This window comes from Lactiplantibacillus daowaiensis (assembly GCF_005405085.1).
Classification (GTDB): domain Bacteria; phylum Bacillota; class Bacilli; order Lactobacillales; family Lactobacillaceae; genus Lactiplantibacillus; species Lactiplantibacillus daowaiensis.
In genome coordinates this window covers 33,633-49,025 of the sequence record NZ_BJDJ01000003.1, presented here as the reverse complement: position 1 = coordinate 49,025, position 15,393 = coordinate 33,633, and the positions used below count along the sequence as shown (strand labels likewise).

The 15,393-nt window shown below is 46.3% G+C and carries 15 protein-coding genes; 4 read left to right on the top strand and 11 right to left on the bottom strand.

The genetic code is table 11. The features are described from left to right. Nucleotides 1-143 precede the first annotated feature (143 nt). The 3 genes from FFM75_RS02755 to FFM75_RS02745 all read right to left on the bottom strand — a co-directional run bounded on the left by FFM75_RS02755 (nucleotide 144) and on the right by FFM75_RS02745 (nucleotide 3,396). Nucleotides 144-1,352, bottom strand: coding sequence for a PIN/TRAM domain-containing protein (locus FFM75_RS02755; protein ID WP_137627674.1), 1,209 nt, complete (start codon nucleotides 1,350-1,352; stop codon nucleotides 144-146). A gap of 19 nt (nucleotides 1,353-1,371) precedes the next feature. Further along, nucleotides 1,372-2,745, bottom strand: coding sequence for a DNA repair protein RadA (gene radA, locus FFM75_RS02750; RefSeq protein WP_137627673.1), 1,374 nt, complete (start codon nucleotides 2,743-2,745; stop codon nucleotides 1,372-1,374). 114 nt (nucleotides 2,746-2,859) lie between these two features. Continuing rightward, a complete protein-coding gene (locus FFM75_RS02745; protein WP_137627672.1) occupies nucleotides 2,860-3,396 on the bottom strand; it encodes a dCTP deaminase/dUTPase family protein in 537 nt (178 codons plus the stop codon). A gap of 259 nt (nucleotides 3,397-3,655) precedes the next feature. On the opposite strand from FFM75_RS02745, the gene FFM75_RS02740 reads away from it, so the two are divergent. From FFM75_RS02740 to FFM75_RS02730, 3 genes are all read left to right on the top strand, one after another. Continuing rightward, entirely contained in the window at nucleotides 3,656-3,934 is a 279-nt protein-coding gene (locus FFM75_RS02740) for a GNAT family N-acetyltransferase (protein ID WP_137627671.1), read from the top strand. 24 nt (nucleotides 3,935-3,958) lie between these two features. After that, a complete protein-coding gene (rpiA, locus tag FFM75_RS02735; protein WP_137627670.1) occupies nucleotides 3,959-4,642 on the top strand; it encodes a ribose-5-phosphate isomerase RpiA in 684 nt (227 codons plus the stop codon). Between the two features lie 66 nt (nucleotides 4,643-4,708). Next, the gene (locus tag FFM75_RS02730) at nucleotides 4,709-6,040 is read left to right on the top strand and encodes a C1 family peptidase (RefSeq protein WP_137627669.1); all 1,332 of its coding nucleotides are present in this window, start codon (nucleotides 4,709-4,711) and stop codon (nucleotides 6,038-6,040) included. A 57-nt stretch (nucleotides 6,041-6,097) separates the two neighbouring features. Here the strand turns inward: FFM75_RS02730 and FFM75_RS02725 are convergent, their stop codons facing one another. The 4 genes from FFM75_RS02725 to FFM75_RS02710 all read right to left on the bottom strand — a co-directional run bounded on the left by FFM75_RS02725 (nucleotide 6,098) and on the right by FFM75_RS02710 (nucleotide 10,582). Next, nucleotides 6,098-7,564 carry a multicopper oxidase family protein gene (locus FFM75_RS02725; protein ID WP_137627668.1) on the bottom strand — a complete coding sequence of 489 codons (1,467 nt, stop codon included), beginning with the start codon at nucleotides 7,562-7,564 and terminating at the stop codon, nucleotides 6,098-6,100. A gap of 114 nt (nucleotides 7,565-7,678) precedes the next feature. Next, the gene (locus FFM75_RS02720; protein WP_137627667.1) at nucleotides 7,679-8,356 is read right to left on the bottom strand and encodes a 2,3-bisphosphoglycerate-dependent phosphoglycerate mutase; all 678 of its coding nucleotides are present in this window, start codon (nucleotides 8,354-8,356) and stop codon (nucleotides 7,679-7,681) included. A gap of 167 nt (nucleotides 8,357-8,523) precedes the next feature. Then, complete coding sequence (locus FFM75_RS02715) at nucleotides 8,524-9,549, bottom strand: DMT family transporter (RefSeq protein ID WP_137627666.1); 1,026 nt, start codon at nucleotides 9,547-9,549, stop codon at nucleotides 8,524-8,526. A 79-nt stretch (nucleotides 9,550-9,628) separates the two neighbouring features. After that, on the bottom strand, nucleotides 9,629-10,582 hold the full coding sequence (locus tag FFM75_RS02710; protein ID WP_137627665.1) for an AEC family transporter: 954 nt from the start codon (nucleotides 10,580-10,582) through the stop codon (nucleotides 9,629-9,631). A gap of 283 nt (nucleotides 10,583-10,865) precedes the next feature. Here FFM75_RS02710 and FFM75_RS02705 point away from each other — a divergent pair, with 283 nt between their 5' ends. Further along, nucleotides 10,866-12,026 carry an LCP family glycopolymer transferase gene (locus FFM75_RS02705; protein WP_137627664.1) on the top strand — a complete coding sequence of 387 codons (1,161 nt, stop codon included), beginning with the start codon at nucleotides 10,866-10,868 and terminating at the stop codon, nucleotides 12,024-12,026. A gap of 88 nt (nucleotides 12,027-12,114) precedes the next feature. Here the strand turns inward: FFM75_RS02705 and accA are convergent, their stop codons facing one another. From accA to FFM75_RS02685, 4 genes are read right to left on the bottom strand one after another with little or no spacing between them, the layout of a single operon-like run. Beyond that, the gene (gene accA / locus FFM75_RS02700) at nucleotides 12,115-12,888 is read right to left on the bottom strand and encodes a carboxyltransferase subunit alpha (protein WP_137627663.1); all 774 of its coding nucleotides are present in this window, start codon (nucleotides 12,886-12,888) and stop codon (nucleotides 12,115-12,117) included. Next, nucleotides 12,881-13,687 (bottom strand): acetyl-CoA carboxylase carboxyltransferase subunit beta, encoded by an 807-nt coding sequence (locus FFM75_RS02695; RefSeq protein ID WP_137627662.1) that lies wholly within the window; start codon nucleotides 13,685-13,687, stop codon nucleotides 12,881-12,883. Before FFM75_RS02695 ends, accA begins: the two co-directional genes overlap by 8 nt. Continuing rightward, on the bottom strand, nucleotides 13,684-15,003 hold the full coding sequence (locus FFM75_RS02690) for an acetyl-CoA carboxylase biotin carboxylase subunit (RefSeq protein ID WP_137627661.1): 1,320 nt from the start codon (nucleotides 15,001-15,003) through the stop codon (nucleotides 13,684-13,686). The genes FFM75_RS02695 and FFM75_RS02690 overlap by 4 nt, the downstream gene beginning before the upstream one ends. 2 nt (nucleotides 15,004-15,005) lie before the next feature. Further along, on the bottom strand, nucleotides 15,006-15,392 hold the full coding sequence (locus tag FFM75_RS02685) for an acetyl-CoA carboxylase biotin carboxyl carrier protein (RefSeq protein WP_137627660.1): 387 nt from the start codon (nucleotides 15,390-15,392) through the stop codon (nucleotides 15,006-15,008). Between the last annotated feature and the right edge of the window lies 1 nt (nucleotide 15,393).

Below are 15,393 nucleotides of genomic sequence, written 5' to 3'. Positions count from 1 at the left end.
TGTCAAACTTACTACAAATTGGAGCTGACTGAACTCCCGGTTTTCGGGTTCAACCGAACCGTGCGCCCTAGTTAACCTAAGTTTTCCAGGACGCACTCTGCTAGTTCAGTTTACAATGTTTACGCTTAAAAATAAAGTTCTGCCTACGATTTCGCTGACTTATTGCGATTATTCGGGCGGTTGCCTTTATTATTATGCTGATTATGGGCTTGGCCTTGATGTTTAGTCGGTGCCTTTTCGCTGTCTGGCTTGTCCGTAATCCCGCGATTAGCATGCGCCAAACGTGCAAAAATCATCCGTCCAGCATCGGTCTGTAAGGCACTGGTAACCACGACGTCGACTTTTTCGTTGATGTAAAACTTCCCATCTTCCACAACGACCATCGTCCCGTCATCCAAGTAACCGACCCCTTGTTGCCGTTCACTCCCGTTTTTAACGACCATCACGTTCATTTCTTCACCAGGAATCACGCGTGGTTTAAGTGATTTAGCCAATTGATTGATATTTAACACTTGAACATTTTGGAATTCGATGACTTTGTTTAAGTTGTAATCGTTAGTCACAATGACCCCGTTGACCTTTTTAGCCAACTGAATCAGCTTGCTATCAACTTCCGGAATATCCTCAAAGTCACCTTCATACATTTCAACGGGAATGATTTTTTCACTTTGGAGCTTGTTCAAAATATCCAACCCGCGACGACCCCGGACCCGTTTAATACTGTCCGCTGAATCCGCAATGTATTGTAATTCATACAACACGAAGTTTGGCACTAACAAGGTGCCTTCCAAGAAGCCGGTCTTGATCAAATCATAGATTCGGCCATCAATTAAAATGTTGGTATCCAAGATTTTATAATGATGGTAATTTTGATCCGGCTGCGCATCCGTAATATCTGGTTGCGGTTCTTTTTCCCGCCGCCGGAAATTAAAGACCTTCCGCCATTCGTCGATTCGCGTGGTCCCAACGCGGGCACCAATGTAACCAAAGAACAGCATTAAAATAATTGGGACGACCGTGTTCAATAAGAATAGTGGACTGCGATTGAATAATTGCGAAATCAGAACCGCGATCAGTAACCCAATAATAAACCCGACACTCCCAAACAGTAACGTCATCGGGTTTTGTTTTGACAAGTTCTTTTCGACCCGATCGACTAACCGCATCGTCGCGTTAGCTAAGAACAAGGATACGACCCATAAGATGAACGCCCCAAGTAGGAAGTTGGTAAAGATATTATCTAATAATGCATTTGGTTGCGACCAGAGGTTTTCCCATAAATATGGTAAATAAGTTAACCCTAAGGTCCCACCTACCACAATGAAAACTAGCCGCACCGTTAATTTTTTCATAGCTTCAGCCCCTTTTTAATTAATTTTGTTGTAATGCTAACTGTAACGCTTCTTTTAACGTACTGACCCCAATGACGTCAATGCCTTTAGGAATATCCCAACCTTGCAAATTGTTTTTCGGGATAAAGATCCGTTGAAACCCTAATTTTTGGGCCTCACCGACCCGTTGTTCAATGCGGTTGACGCGTCGAATTTCGCCGGTCAAGCCGACTTCCCCGACAAAGCAATCACTGGGACGAGTTTGTTGGTCACGATAACTAGATGCCACACTCATCGCAATCGCTAAATCAATCGCCGGTTCATCTAGTTTCACGCCACCAGCAGCTTTTAGATACGCATCTTGGTTTTGTAACATTAAGTTAGCCCGCTTTTCCAGCACCGCCATGATTAAGGAAACCCGGTTATGATCTAAACCACTAGCCGTGCGCTTCGCATTGCCAAAGACGGTCGGGGTAACCAAAGCTTGCACTTCGACCAAGATTGGCCGGGTCCCTTCCATCGACACAACAATCGCTGAACCAGTGGCGTCTTTTAAGCGCTCTTCCAAGAAAATCTCTGACGGATTGGCAACTTCAAATAAACCAGCAGTCCGCATCTCAAAGATGCCCAGTTCATTTGTTGAGCCAAATCGGTTTTTGACCGCCCGCAAGATCCGGTACGTGTGATGCAAGTCCCCTTCAAAATACAAGACAGTATCCACCATATGTTCCAAAATCTTCGGCCCGGCAATCGCCCCGCCCTTAGTCACATGACCGACGATAAAAATCGTGATGCCATTAGTCTTGGCAATTTGTAACAATTCAGCGGTAATTTCACGAATTTGTGAAACCGAACCAATCGCGGATTGCACATCTGGTTCTTGCATCGTTTGCACTGAATCAATCACCACAAATTGGGGATGCATGGATTCAATCGTGGCCCGAATATTACTCATATCAGTTTCGGGATATAAGTAAAAATCTTCACTATCGACGTTCAACCGATCCGCGCGCATCTTCACTTGAGACGCACTTTCTTCACCGGTCACATAAAGCACCGAGCCACCAGTTTCGGCCAATTGTCCCGACACTTGCAACAGCAAGGTTGACTTCCCGATTCCAGGATCACCACCGATTAAAACTAGCGACCCGGGTACCACACCGCCACCTAAAACCCGGTTAAATTCCCGTAATTTCGTGGTAACGCGAGGGGTTTTGGTCAGTGAGACTTCCTTTAGTCGTTGCGGCTTGGCTGCTTTACCAGCAAAGCTAACCCGTGACTTGCGGTCGGGTTTAGTGTCGAAATGTTCTTCAGCTAACGTGTTCCACTCGCCACAGTTTGGACACCGCCCTAAATAACGGGGCGTGGCATAACCACAGTTGGAACAAACAAATTGTGTTTTCGCTTTTGCCACGACTTAGGCCTCCCTTGCCAATGATTAGTGTGATTAATTAAACACAACTATGTTTTATTCTACCATTAATCGGTTTTAAAGCCGGTAAAAACGCCGCTTTTAACCATTTTTTAGTTATTTACCGCTCGACCCAAACCCACCAGTTCTAGTCGTGGTCACTTGAGCTTCATTATCCGCCGTTAAATAAGGCGTAAAGATGCCTTGACCTAAGCGTTCGCCCTTTTTAATGTGGACATCGCGAATCCCCAAATTAACCAGTTGAATAAAGATTTCACCTTCATTATTTGGATTGTCGTAGTAGTCGGCATCAATGACCCCGACCCCATTTGGCAAGATCAAGCCTCGCTTTAAGGGGTTGCTTGACCGGTTGGCGATCATTAAATATTCCCCATCATTCATATACGCTTTGATTCCAGTTGGCACTAAATACGGTTTCAATGTCTTCGCAGCTGCGTCTAGATCCGCTTCGCTACTCGTTTCACCATGCCGTAATTGCCACAAGATCTTCACAAAATTCAATTTCCAGATTGACGGTAATGTGAAGTCCGTTGCGGCCTCAAAATCATACCCCGCCGCTTGTTTCGTGGTGCGATATGGCAAATGCAAGCCTTGGTCTGCATATTTACTAACAATTTCAAATCCACGTGCCATTGATAAGCCCTACTTTCTATCATCGTTATATTGTTCACATTTTACCATACTTAAGCCGATATTTTGTTGCCCAAACGGGCCGGTTTTTAGTGCCCGCTTTGCCCTTTCAATCGTTGAATATTCAGAATACCATAAAAACAGCATCAAGAACATACGTTTGTGTGCACTTAATTTTCATGAACATCGGCTTGTAGACGCTCGAGCTTGATGGGATAATGTGAGTAGTAACAATTAAAACCCTTTCAAGGTGGTGACAACGATGGACTTTATCCGCGAACCCAATCGCATTTATTTCAATGATGACACTGGCCGTTTAGCTGGCGAGATCACCTTTCCGGCAATCAATGACGATCAAACTTGGGTGATTGAACACACCTTTGTGCGCGAAGATTTCGGTCACCAAGGTTTAGCGGCCCAGCTTGTCTTGGCGGTGATCACGGCGGCAAAAGCCGAGCATCATCAGCTGCAACCACTCTGTACGTATGCCAAGGCATATTTTGATAACCATCCAGAATATGCTGATTTATTAGTTCACTAAATCTCTTTAAGGAGCTTACTTATTATGAATCAAGATCAGTTAAAGCAACTCGTTGGTCAAAAGGCCGTTGAATACATTAAAGACGGCATGCAAGTTGGCCTTGGCACCGGTTCGACCGTTAAATTTATGGTCGATGCCCTTGGCGAACGTGTCAAAAATGAACATTTAAACATCGTCGGCGTCTCCACTTCTGACCGGACCGCCGCCCAAGCTAAAAGCTTAGGGATTCCAATGAAATCTGTCGATGAAGTTGACCATCTCGATTTGACGATCGATGGGGCCGATGAAATTTCGACCGACTTCCAAGGCGTCAAAGGCGGCGGTGCAGCCCTCTTATTTGAAAAAATCGTGGCCATCAACTCGGACAAAGTCATGTGGATCGTTGATGAAAGCAAAATGGTTGATCAACTCGGCGCTTTTGGTTTACCCGTTGAAGTCATTCCTTATGGGAGCCAACATATCTTTGAAAAGATGGCTGCTAAAGGCTATCAACCTGAATTCCGCAAAGTGAATGGTGAATTCGTGCGGACCGATTCTAACAACATCATCATCGATTTGCATTTAAATCCCATCACTGATCCCCACGCCCTAGCTGAAGACTTGATTCACATGGTTGGCGTCGTGGAACACGGCTTATTCTTAGATATGGTCAACACCGTCATCGTCGGCCACGAAGATGGCCCTGAAGTCATTGAAACCCGGCCATAATCAAAGCACTTGCCGTCTTGCTTTGAAACCGATACAATTAAAATTAGATTAAAGGAGCGTGATTTTTTGAGTAAAGCAATTAGTATGGATCAAATCGCTAATTTCCAAGCTGATTTAGATTCACGACCAGCTGCCAAAGTGATCGAACGAGCAGTAACCAAGAACGGTATTTTAGCTAGTAGCCAAGATACCCAAGCCATGAGCCAAACCACCCCAGTATTCTCCATTGATTTGGACACTGGTGAAGTTGCCAACCAAAAACAAAGTGGGCGTTGCTGGATGTTTGCCGCATTGAACACGATGCGTCATTCACTAGCCGACCGGTTTAACTTGAAACATTTTGAATTATCACAAAACTATACGTTCTTCTGGGATAAATTCGAAAAGGCGAACTACTTCTACGAAAACGTCTTGGCAACGGCGGACCAACCAACCAGCAGTCGTAAAGTTGCCTGGTTAATGGCCACACCACAACAAGATGGTGGTCAATGGGATATGTTAGTTGCGATCATTCAAAAATATGGGATCGTGCCTAAGAGCGTTATGCCTGAAACTTATAACAGTTCAAAGTCTGCTGAAATCAACAGCACTTTAAACTTAAAGTTACGTAAAGACGCTGTTGAATTACGGGAATTAGTTGCCGCTAAGACGAGTGCTGACGACATCCAAGCCCGTAAAGAAAAAATGTTGAACGAAGTTTATCGGATGCTTGCCTTTGCCTTTGGCGAACCAGTTACGCAATTTGATTGGGAATACCGCGATGATGATAAGAATTATCATATCGATCAAGGCCTGACGCCCCAAAGCTTCTTCGACAAATATATCGGCTGGAACTTAGACGATTATGTCTCAATCATCAATGCCCCAACTGATGACAAGCCTTATAACCATACCTACACGATCGAAATGTTAGGTAACGTGTTAGGCGGCCGTGAAGTGAAGCACTTGAATGTCTCAATGGCAGACTTCAAACAATTAGCCATCAAGCAACTTCAAGCCGGCCAAAGTGTTTGGTTCGGTTGTGATGTTGGCAAGTCTTCTGATCGTCAAAAAGGGGTCATGGCAACGGATGTCTATGGCACTGACGAATTATTTGACGTTGATTTAGCAATGTCAAAAGCTGAACGCCTAGACTACGGTCAAAGCTTGATGACCCATGCGATGGTCATCACCGGGGTCGACTTAGTTGATGGTCAACCAACCAAATGGAAGGTTGAAAACAGCTGGGGCGACAAAGTCGGGACGAAAGGCTTCTTCGTCATGAGCGACGCTTGGATGGATGAATACTGCTACCAAGTTGTTGTGAACAAAGAATTCCTCCCCGATGAACTCAAACAAGCGCAAGCTGAAACACCAACTGTTTTAGCGCCTTGGGATCCAATGGGTGCCTTGGCTTAATTACTCACACTTAAAAAACGATCGATCATCTTTACCCGATGATCGACCGTTTTTTTGCTAGCTGACTTTAATTTGTCCCATCATCCCATTTTCCTCATGTTCGAGATTATGGCAATGATACATATAAATACCTTTATCTTTAAACGTAAACGCAATTTTGACCTCACCATCTGGCGGCAACGCAACGGTATCTTTCCACCCACGTTGATTGGCGGGTGGTGTGGCGCCGTTGATACTCAAAATCCGGAACTGAACCCCATGCAAATGAAACGGATGAATCATGCCGCCCATCATGCCACTCGTATTGCGGATCGTCCAAACTTGAGGCCGCTTAACTTGGGCCGTTAAGTTGATCCGGTTACGTTGGTACGTCTGGTGATTAATGGCAACCATGTGCCCCATACCACTAAACGTTAAACTTTGGTGTTGTGCATTGGCCGTTGAGACTTTCGGTAATGTGGTCAACGTGGCAGGCAAACGCCCATCAGTTTTTAGATGCTTGGCCGTACGCAATGCCAAGACTTGCTGGTGGCCATTTTGTAAGGTCACTGACTGGCCTGTTTTAAATCGAGCAGTATCGATCACGACTTCCGCGCGTTCTCCCGGCGATAAGCGCACTGTTTTCACTGCCACCGGGTGCGGTAATAACCCACCATCCGTAGCGATTTGCTGCATCGCTTGACCATTGCTTAGTGTTAATCGGTAATTTCGGGCATTCGACCCATTGACTAGCCGCAGGCGCACTAATTTAGTCGTCACATTGAGATAGGGATTCACAGTGCCGTTGACTAACAACGTTGATCCCGTCGTGCCATCAGCTTGATACGCCTGTTCATAGTCTAATTGATGGTCAGCGGTAAATTGACGGTCTTGAATAATAACTGGAAAATCATTAACGCCGTAAGTTTGCGGTAAATGTCGCTTTTGACTCGCCGCATCCCGCACATAAATCAGACCAGCCAACCCTTGATAGACTTGTTTGGCCGTGCTACCCATGGCATGCGGATGAAACCACAGTGTGGCGGCTGGTTGCTTGATTTTAAACTGGACGGTCTTCGTTTGCCCAGCAGCGACCGTTTGATTGGGGCCACCATCGTCAACGCCTGGCAAGACCAAGCCATGCCAATGAAAGCTAGTCGTCGTCGTTAAATGATTTTGCGTTTTGATTTTTAACGTTTGGCCCCGGTTAACCTGGAGCACCGGCCCTAAATAATTGCCGTTATAACCTAACGTGTTGGTTTTTTGTCCTTGATAAAAAGCCATCTTGCCCCGTTGCGCAGTGACCGTGTAAGCGACCTGTTGCGTGGTTTGCCGGGTCGGCTTTAACAACGGTGGCAATGCCATCTGATGCGCTGTCGTCGATGTCGCAGTCGACTTAGTGCTAGTTGTCCGTCCCATCATCATGCCATGTGCCCCATTAGTCCCCATCATCGTGGTTGGCCGTTGGTGAACATAATAAGTCGTCCCCATGCCAATCAAGCCCACCGCCACTAATCCCCATAAACCCCAATTTTTTAATTGCATCTTCGTTGCCCCCCGCGCGTCAATTATTTTGTTTACAATTGTAAATGATTCAGCCTTTATTTACAACTGTAAACAATTGGCAAATAAAAAAAGATACCCTTACCGGATACCTCTCTAAAGTTCAGCTTTACTAATAATATTTAACTGATTATCAAACTCGTATCGAATCGGCACCCCATTAGCCACTTCGACACCATCGATGCCGGTATCACTAATATGTTCCAAATACTTGATCAGTGCTCGTAACGTACTGCCATGGGCGACGACCAGTTGATTTTTTCCTTGTAACAATTGTGGTGCGATCACATCGATCCAATACGGCATGATGCGGTCATACGCCATTTTTAAGCTTTCACCGCGCGGTTCGACCGCGGGACCATACTTCGTGTAGCGCCGATCGTTACTCAATTCAGTTGGCGTCAATAATGGTGGCACGGTATAAAAACTCCGGCGCCATTGCTGTACTTGCGCTTTCCCGTAAATCCGGCGCGTTTCATCTTTATTCTGCCCGCGTAAGGCGCCATAATGCCGCTCATTGAGCCGCCACGTCTTGTACTCCGGCAACCATAATTGGTCAATCTCATCTAAAATGATATTTGCAGTCACAATGGCCCGTTTCAGCACCGAAGTATGCACGGCATCAAATTGAATGCCAGCTTCATTAAGCCGTTTGCCCGCGTGACGGGCTTGGTCAACACCGACCGTTGTTAACGGCACATCGCTCCATCCCGTGTACGTATTATCACGATTAGCGGTACTTTCACCATGTCGGACAATTACCAATTCTGTCATAATTTCTCTCTCCACCTGTTACCTTCAATAGCTCTATCATAATCGATTAGGGGTTCGTGACGCAACCCACGCGATGAAAAAAGGATTGCGGCCACTGTGGCGCAATCCTGGTTGGTTTTTGTTTTTTTGAAACGTGTTCGCTCGAACTGCCAACTCCGCTTGCTACGCTAATCTTCTTGCTCAATTGCATTGGAATGACTCGCCATCTTCGCATGCACCCCAGCGGTATTGTTGGCTTGGGCCATCTTGCCCATCGTACTGTCGCGTTCCTTGAATCGGTTCCCCACAAAGGTTACCACTGATCCAATCAAAATGACGACAATCCCGACAATTGTTGCTGGGACGATCTTTTCATGTAAAATCAAAGCGGCTAAAATTGGCGCTAACCCTGGTTTGATGAAGAAGACCAATGATGCCGTTGAAACGTCTGTTTTCTCCATCGCCAAAAAGTAAAAGCCAAAGCCCCCACCAGTCACACAAACCCCGATGAAGAATAAGAGCCAGAAATAATTCATGTTAACGTTGACTAAAATTGGGATCGCTGCAAATTGGCGCATGCCAATGGACGTCAAACCGTTCGCCACGGCTGGAATCTTACTGATCCATGCGAGGATCAATAATTCAAAGGCCCCAGCAAAAAACGTGAAACACGTCATCGTTAAGCCGTTGAGCCCGCGCTTGACCGACCCATACCGCGAAATAATGCTGTATAACCCAAACGTAATTGCTGAACCAATAGCTAAGATTAATCCTAATCCGTTCGTCAGATGCGTTGGATTTACAATGATCAATAACCCAATCACTGAAATAATGACCGAAATCAAGTTAGAACGACCCAGCCGTTCGTGAAGAATCAAATAGGAAAAGATTAAGGCAAAGACCGGGTTACTACTGAATAACACCGCCACTGTTGAAGCCTGATCGACGGTAATGGCCAATTGGTATAATGACATACTGACGATCACACAAGCCAAACCAGTAATGGCAAATAGTCGCCAATCAGCCGCGACTAACTTCCGACCAGTTTGTTTCAAAGCCCGCAAGGCAAATGGCAATAATACCACCGCCCCAATCATGAACCGAATCAAATTTAATTGAATCGGATTAAAGGCACTACCGGCCATCTTTAGCGCAATTTCCATTGAGCTAAACATCAAGGTGGAAATTGCAATGTAAAGATATGCTTTCTTCACGAAACGTTCGCTTCCTTTTAAGAAAAATTTAAACAGTCAACGCTTTTTAGTATAGCACCATTTTCAAGTGCTTTTCAAATTAATGAATAAGATTGGTCTGCACGATCATCATTAAAATCGGAATCACGATCAGACTGAGTAAGGTGGTTTCCGTCACCATCACCGCGGCGTAGTCCGCATCGGCGCCGTATAATTTCGAAACCACTGGCGCATTGGTCATGACGGGCATCGCTGATTGTAAAATGAAAACTTGTTTCATTTCAATCGGCATCGACATTGGCATCAACATCAACGTCATCAAGACTGGCGCAAAAACAAACCGACCGAGCAAGATCCCAATGCTATCTCGGTCAAAGCGCATGCTTTTAAGTCCAGCATTCGACATTGAAATCCCGATAAAAATCATCGACAGTGGCACCGTTAAGCCACCGATGTACGAAAAGTCTTTCATTAAAAATGTGGGGAGTTGAATCTTCAACAAAACCAACACGACCCCAATCATAAAACCAAGTAATGGTGGCGAAAAAATCTTACCAAGGGTCTTTTTCCAATTAAAAGTCGCGGCCCCAACGCCATCGCGCTGAATCAAATAAACCCCCAGCGTCCAAAAAATCGTCGTGTTCGCCATGTAATACACTAAGACGTACGGTAAGGCACTCACGCCAAATAATGCCTCGTTAACCGGCAACCCGATAAAAACCGTATTGGAATTTAAGAACATCGATGAAAATAACCCGCGATGATCCTTGCGAATATTTAGCGCGCGCATGACCCCAAACGAGAGGCCAAATAAAATGGCCATATTCAGGACCGGAAAGCGTAGTCCTGGTAACGTCGCTAATAATTTTTGGGCGGTAAAATGCTCGGTGATCGTTACGATCATATAAGCTGGTAACGCAATTTGCGTCACCAAACGGGCAATTAATTTGGTTGAGTCTTCACTAAACCAACCCCATTCGGCTAATAAATAACCCAGCGCAATCATCACAATGATGATGACGACCCCTTGAATACTATGTACAAAGATTCCCAATGGCTGTGACGCCCCTTTCCAAATTAATAAAAATTTAATGAGAATTGTTTAAGTATACCACTGTTTTCCGAGCGCTTGAAGCCAGTTAATACTTGTAAACGTTTGACTCCAGCCATAATTTTACTTATAGTGTTCTTTGATTATGTTGAGATTAGGTTGATAAGCTACCACTAATCCGGCCACAAGAGTTTAAAATCTTCTTAAATCAACCGTAAATTAGAACGAAATGCTCGTAAACGGCATAAAATGGACTAGTGGAAATATGAAATAACGAGGAACGGATATGTCACAAAATAATAATGAACCAATGGGCCCACGTGAGCGACGTCGGCGACAACAGAACCCACACTTGCGACCGAAACGACATCGGCCGTGGTTGATCACCCTATTGATTTTATTGGCGTTTGGGATTGCAGCAGCTGCAGCTTGGGGTTATAAGACCTGGAACACAGCTAAAACAACCATGAATACGACTTATCAATCAACGGGGACCTCTAAGGAACGTAACGTTGATGCGGTTATCAAGAAAAACAAGCCATTTTCGATCTTACTGTTAGGGACCGATACTGGGGCGTTAGGTCGGAGTTCTAAGACCAACTTCTCAGCCCGAACAGATACGATGATCGTCTGCACGGTCAACCCGAAGAAAGAAACCATGTCCTTAACAAGTATTCCACGGGATACGTTAGTGACGATCGATGGTCAATCTGAAAAGATTAACGCGGCATACACGATTGGTGGCGCTAGTGGCGCGGTCAAGTCAGTTGAAAAGCTGTTGAATGTGCCAATTGACTTCTACGTCTTAATTAACATGGGTGGCTTGAAACAAATCGTTAACGCCATGGGCGGGGTCACCGTCACACCAAAGATGACGTTCAAGTATGGTCATGCCAATGTTAAAAAGGGCGTCAAAATCAAGTTGAGCGGTGCCGCTGCCTTAGATTACTCACGGATGCGCTACGATGATCCATTAGGCGATTACGGGCGTCAAAAACGCCAACGGCAAATTATTATGGCAATGGTTAGTCAATCTAATTCGTTAGGTTCAATTGCTAACATCGAAAAGATCACCAAGCAACTTTCCAATAACATGCGGACTGATTTAACTTGGAATGACATGGTGGCGTTAGATACAAAGTACAAAAATGCGACCCATCATGCGAAATCCTACACGTTACAAGGTGACGATGCCACGATTGATGGCTTATCTTACCAAGTTGCTTCGGCAAAAGAACGCTTGAAGATTTCGAAGAAAGTTCGAGCACAACTTCAATTAACCACTAGTGATCTAACCGTCAGTGATTATTCTGAAACCGCCTCGATTTCAACTGGTAGCAGTTCAAGTTCATCGTCTTCTAGTGATAGTACCACGACAACAACGACGACTGATACCACACAAACTTCAGATGCCACGCAAACACAAACAACTAATGGGCAACAATAATTGTTAACTGCCCTTTCAAACTAAAAACTCATAAAGGCTCGGTTATTCAGATTTGAATAACCGAGCCTTTTTCATTTAGTTATGTGGTTTAGTTAAGCGGCCACTGTGCCAAGAATTGTTGAAACTTGGCTTCCCGTTGGGCAATCAAGTCAGTTGGTGTCATTGTTTGTAAAGGTTGCAACAACAATTGTAGCTGTTGTATTAACGCCGCAATCAAGTCAGGCTGTTGATGCGCTAACACGCGATCAACCAACCCTCGTTGGTGTAATTCAGCCGCCGTCATTGGTAATAAATCAATCGCATCGCTAACGGTCTGTTGGCCATGTAAAATAGCCGCCACTGCTTCTGGTGACGCGACGTTAAACAACGCGTCATCTAACATGATCAATCGATTGGCATTCGCAAATGCCAAAGCGCCACCACTATGGCCTTCGCCTAAGAAAACGACGATATTAGGGACCGTTAATTGCCCCATCGCCGCAATCAAATCCGCAATAGCTTGGCTTTGCCCATGCGCTTCTGAAGCTGGACTGGCGTCGGCGCCAGGCATATTGAGCAAACTAACGACCGGCATCCCAAACTTTTCGGCATGATCAACCACCCGCAAAGCCGTGCGATAACCGGGCACCGTTAAGGCCCCGCCATTTTTTTGACGCCGTGACGTCGTATCTGATCCGCGATCGATACCTAAAACCGTGATGGCTTGGTCAGTGCTCGTCCGACCAAAACCGGCCGTCAATGCTGGGGCGTCACCTAAAACCCGATCACCGTGTAACGGGACAAAAGTCGGCAATAACGCTTGGATCACCAGCGGGGCACTCAAGCGATCAGCGGCCCGTAACTGCTGCAGTCGTTTATCCATGTTGCACCCCTTCTCGATAGCCATAGCTAGCTAAAATCGTGACTAACCGTGCTCGTAACTGTGGTCGGTCAATCACCGCATCGACCGCCCCAGCCGCATATAAGTTTGCGGCCGATTGAAAGTCGGCCGGTAAGGGATGTGGCTGAGTCTGTTGAATCACGCGCGGCCCGGCAAACCCAATTGTCGCACCAGTTTCAGCTAAAACAACATCCCCTTTAAACGCAAAACTGGCTGAAACCCCACCCATTGTCGGGTCAGTCAGCACCGTAATCAATGGGACTGGCACCGCGGCCAGGCGCGCCACTGCGGCTAAAATCAAGTTCATGCCAACTAATGCGTATAACCCTTCTTGCATGCGGGCCCCGCCAGAAGATGTGACGATAATCACCGGTAAATGCCGCTGCTCACCAACTTTTAACGCTTGTATGATCCGCCGTGCCACCGCTGTATTCAACGTTCCCATCATAAAATGGCTGTCCATCACGACCATGACTGCCGGCCAACTATCAAGCGTTGCCGTCCCAATTACGACGGCCTCAGTTAGCCCCGAACTTTGGGTCGCACGGGTCAATTTTTCTGAGTAACCGGGAAAGTCGAGTTGATTTTGTGGCCGTTCGGGCATCGGTAGTGGCTTAAAGCTATCAGCATCAACAAGTTGAGCTAATCGCTGCGCAGCCGTTAGTCGCTGCCAAGTGTGACAGTATGGACACTGCCGCCACTGGCCCCACTGACTGGCATGCACATGCCGGCCACAAGTTGAGCAGGTCGTCCAACGACCCGCTGTTGGATAATGACTCATATCGCTGCCCCCCATTTTGCCAAACTGTGAATGGTATATTGGTCTTTAACATAAGCTGGACGCGCAACGGTTTGTTGTAGAAAAGCCAAGTTCGTCGTTGGCCCCGTCAATTGCACTGCTGCTAACGCCGTTTGTAGGCGCTGGACAGCTTGTTTTCGGGTCGTACCGGTCACCATTAATTTGGCAATCAACCCGTCATACATCGTACTTAACTGGTCGCCTGGGCGATACCCCGTATCAACCCGCACTTGCGCCGGCCAGCTAAACTGTTCAATCAGCGTTTTTTCAATTGGCAGACTAGCAGTCAAGCGCGCTTCAATGGCCGTACATTTAGGGGTTAGATCCGCCGTGCTCAACGCTAATGGTGTGCCAGCCGCTTGCTGCAACTGGGCGACCACGATATCCACGCCGGTCGTCAACTCGGTCACGCCGTGTTCGACTTGTAGCCGAGTGTTCATTTCCATAAAGTAAAATTGCCCATCGGCAAATAAGAATTCAATCGTGCCCAAACTTTGGTAGCCAAGTTGGGCTAACAATTGACGTGACCAGTGATACAAAGTGGTGCGTTGTGCAGCGGTCAAAATACTAGCCGGACTTTCTTCTAGTACTTTTTGTTTATGTAACTGCAAACTACAATCACGATCACCTAAAATATACAATTGTTGACCAGTGCCTAAGACTTGGACTTCAATATGCCGGGCGGTTGGTAGAAAATGTTCCAAATACATGGCATCATTTAAAAATGACGCTGCCGCTTCAGCTCGCGCAACGCGGAGTTGTTGATGCAACATGTGGACATCATCGATCACGCGAATGCCCTTGCCACCACCACCATGACTGGCTTTCAAGACTAACGGGAACCCCATCTTCAAGGCCACCTGCTTAATTTGCGGCCAAGCCAATCCTTGAATCGATTGGCCAGTTAAGACCGGTACCCCTTGTTGGCGCGCATAGTCTTTGGCTAATGATTTGTCGCCCATTAACTGAATTTGTGTCGCAGTTGGTCCAATCCAAGTAATGCCGCATTCCGCACACATCGCCGCAAAATCTGCATTTTCTGCTAAAAAGCCATAACCCGGGTGAATCGCATCGGCATGGGTATTAATGGCCGCCATTAATATCGCTTCAGCATTTAAATATGACGCCGTCGCGGCAGCTGGACCAATGCAGACCACTTCATCAGCTAATTGGGTATACCAAGCCTGACGGTCCGCCGTTGAGCACACCGCCACCGTTTGAATATGCAATTGCCGACAGGCTTTAATAATCCGGACAGCAATCTCACCACGATTGGCAATTAGCAGCTTGTGAAACATCCCTACCGATCCTTTCGTAACTTAAATAATGGCTGTTGATATTCAACGGCCGCTTGATCCGCAACTAAAATGGCAGCCACGACCCCGGCGTGTGGTGCCAGCAACGGATTAAAGAGCTTCATACTTTCAATCTGTCCTAATTCTTGGCCTTGTTGCACCGCTTGGCCAACCACCAATTCAGGCGCCAAGTGGACAACCCCGACCATTGGACTGGTCATCACCGTCTCATCGACAGTTGCTGATGCGTTAGTCACCGCCACTGGTGCGTCAGCTTTAGTGGCGTCAGCATGACTCACTTCAATTTCAAGGTCACCAGCTTTGACCCGAATGTGTTGATACCCCGCTTGCGCATACTTGGCAACTAAGCGATCTAAATCTTTTAAGTCCATT

What these genes read in the sequence shown, in the direction of transcription:
- FFM75_RS02755 (WP_137627674.1), bottom strand. Translation starts at nt 1,352, where the DNA reads ATGAAAAAATTAACGGTGCGGCTAGTTTTCATTGTGGTAGGTGGGACC.
- FFM75_RS02745 (WP_137627672.1), bottom strand. Translation starts at nt 3,396, where the DNA reads ATGGCACGTGGATTTGAAATTGTTAGTAAATATGCAGACCAAGGCTTG.
- FFM75_RS02740 (WP_137627671.1), top strand. Translation starts at nt 3,656, where the DNA reads ATGGACTTTATCCGCGAACCCAATCGCATTTATTTCAATGATGACACT.
- rpiA (WP_137627670.1), top strand. Translation starts at nt 3,959, where the DNA reads ATGAATCAAGATCAGTTAAAGCAACTCGTTGGTCAAAAGGCCGTTGAA.
- FFM75_RS02725 (WP_137627668.1), bottom strand. Translation starts at nt 7,564, where the DNA reads ATGCAATTAAAAAATTGGGGTTTATGGGGATTAGTGGCGGTGGGCTTG.
- FFM75_RS02720 (WP_137627667.1), bottom strand. Translation starts at nt 8,356, where the DNA reads ATGACAGAATTGGTAATTGTCCGACATGGTGAAAGTACCGCTAATCGT.
- FFM75_RS02705 (WP_137627664.1), top strand. Translation starts at nt 10,866, where the DNA reads ATGTCACAAAATAATAATGAACCAATGGGCCCACGTGAGCGACGTCGG.
- accA (WP_137627663.1), bottom strand. Translation starts at nt 12,888, where the DNA reads ATGGATAAACGACTGCAGCAGTTACGGGCCGCTGATCGCTTGAGTGCC.
- FFM75_RS02695 (WP_137627662.1), bottom strand. Translation starts at nt 13,687, where the DNA reads ATGAGTCATTATCCAACAGCGGGTCGTTGGACGACCTGCTCAACTTGT.
- FFM75_RS02690 (WP_137627661.1), bottom strand. Translation starts at nt 15,003, where the DNA reads ATGTTTCACAAGCTGCTAATTGCCAATCGTGGTGAGATTGCTGTCCGG.
- FFM75_RS02685 (WP_137627660.1), bottom strand. Translation starts at nt 15,392, where the DNA reads ATGGACTTAAAAGATTTAGATCGCTTAGTTGCCAAGTATGCGCAAGCG.